Raw genomic sequence first — 1769 nt, 5'->3', positions numbered from 1 at the left:
GACCATTATCTAGAAATATCTTGAGACGTCCAAGTATTTTCTTTATTACTGGACTCTTATTAGAGAGTAAAACTAAGCCTGAGATAGGGCTTAAATATTAATATACGAGGGAATGCGTCATTAGAAATGTTTGATTTATGGAACAATAAGGACTTTAGTAATTATAAATATTTTTTCTGATATAATGAATGAGTAGAGAGAAAGGAGTGATCCTATGGCATTTCCTATATTAGAAACAGAACGCTTACGTTTAGTTGAAATAGAACAATCTTATTGTCAAAAAATATATGAAATCTTTTCATTGGATGAAGTAACGTGTTATTACGGTATGAATTCTTTTACGGAGTTTGGACAAGCTTCACGTATGATCGAATCTTTTTCGAAAAATTACTTTGAGAAAAAGGCAATACGATGGGGAATTGTGTTAAAAGAAACGAACGTTTTAATAGGAACAATTGGACTAAACAATTTACAATTATGGAGTAAACGATCTGAGATTGGATATGACCTGCATCCTCGTTATTGGGGAAATGGTTATGCGTCAGAAGCGGCTCGAGAAATTATTGATTATGGGTTTAAAGATTTGGGTTTGTTTAGAATTGGAGCTATTACATATCCTGAAAATGTTACTTCTTGTAGAATGTTATCTAAAATCGGCTTTCAAAAGGAAGGTCTATTGCGCGGATATATTCATCAAGGAAATAAGCAACACGATGCATTATTGTATTCTATAGTGCGAACTGATATTGAAGACATAAATTTATAATAAAAAAAACCTCTTAATTAAAAGAGGTTTTTTTTTATTATAAATTAACCTAATTTAGGCAATAAACGTTCTCCGCTTTTCATGCTACTTTTACATAAAGGGCATTTAGGCTCTTCTTCAAATGAAAAGTTCTTTCTCATCCATCCTAAACAATCCTCTGATTCACATTCCCAAACAGGGGTTTGTTCTGGTGGTACTTCTGCTACATCGTTCTTTCGATTGCGATACATGTAACCACTCCTTTTATGTAAAAAATTTTAGTTATATATTAAAAAGGTTGTTAACCTTGCTGGTAACAACCTTTTTATTGTTTGAATTATAGCTTTACAACGTTTTTAGCTTGAGGTCCGCGGTTACCTTCTTCAACTTCGAAGCTAACTTCTTGACCTTCGTCAAGAGACTTGAAGCCGTCGCCAGTGATAGCTGAGAAGTGAACGAATACGTCGTTACCGTCTGCAACTTCGATGAAACCGAAACCTTTTTCGCTGTTAAACCATTTTACTTTACCTGTTAATGTCATGGTAATGCCTCCTAAAAGTAGAAAAATTACAATATGATCGGCCTTATTTGAATGAAAATAAAAGTTCACATATTATCAAAAACCCATAAGGAGTACAAAATGTCCCTGATTGATACTTGATAATATGCAAAGAAAATATAGTGTTAAATTGACCTTAATTACTATCTTACAACAAATGGTGGGAAATAGCAAGTGCTGGTAATACCACTGAGTAATCTGGGTGATAATAGTAAAGGCACAAAGGCACCTCTTTTATTTATATATTATTCCTAATTTGGATTTATGCAAAATCATGTAAGAAAAACTTAGAGTAAATATTAATATCGCATTTTTTATGGTAAAATATGGTTGTTAACTGTTGGTAGTTAAATATTATAAAAGACCTGCGGTAGTATGTCAACTGAAAAATAATATCTTTTGAAGTTATCAAAGGACAAATTGCTTAAAAAAGACATCACGAAACTAGACCAGTATTTTATGTAA

General features: G+C 32.2%; 3 protein-coding genes. 1 reads left to right on the top strand and 2 read right to left on the bottom strand.

Features of this window, described 5'->3' with window-relative positions:
• The first annotated feature begins 214 nt into the window (after positions 1-214).
• Positions 215-766 carry a GNAT family N-acetyltransferase gene (locus tag MR168_RS32730; RefSeq protein WP_000885398.1) on the top strand — a complete coding sequence of 184 codons (552 nt, stop codon included), beginning with the start codon at positions 215-217 and terminating at the stop codon, positions 764-766.
• 44 nt (positions 767-810) lie between these two features.
• Here MR168_RS32730 and MR168_RS32725 read toward each other — a convergent pair whose 3' ends face one another.
• Both MR168_RS32725 and cspD read right to left on the bottom strand, forming a co-directional pair.
• The gene (locus MR168_RS32725; RefSeq protein ID WP_000286203.1) at positions 811-996 is read right to left on the bottom strand and encodes a cold-shock protein; all 186 of its coding nucleotides are present in this window, start codon (positions 994-996) and stop codon (positions 811-813) included.
• A gap of 86 nt (positions 997-1082) precedes the next feature.
• Complete coding sequence (gene cspD, locus MR168_RS32720; protein ID WP_000176366.1) at positions 1083-1286, bottom strand: cold-shock protein CspD; 204 nt, start codon at positions 1284-1286, stop codon at positions 1083-1085.
• Between the last annotated feature and the right edge of the window lie 483 nt (positions 1287-1769).

The organism is Bacillus cereus group sp. BfR-BA-01356, assembly GCF_022663635.1.
In the GTDB taxonomy this organism is placed as follows: domain Bacteria; phylum Bacillota; class Bacilli; order Bacillales; family Bacillaceae_G; genus Bacillus_A; species Bacillus_A cereus.
Note: the sequence above shows the minus strand (reverse complement) of the source record. Positions and strands in the feature narration are given on the sequence as shown.

Excerpts from the sequence above, each read along its gene's own strand:
- MR168_RS32730 (WP_000885398.1), top strand. The coding sequence starts at position 215 with ATGGCATTTCCTATATTAGAAACAGAACGCTTACGTTTAGTTGAAATA.
- MR168_RS32725 (WP_000286203.1), bottom strand. The coding sequence starts at position 996 with ATGTATCGCAATCGAAAGAACGATGTAGCAGAAGTACCACCAGAACAA.
- cspD (WP_000176366.1), bottom strand. The coding sequence starts at position 1,286 with ATGACATTAACAGGTAAAGTAAAATGGTTTAACAGCGAAAAAGGTTTC.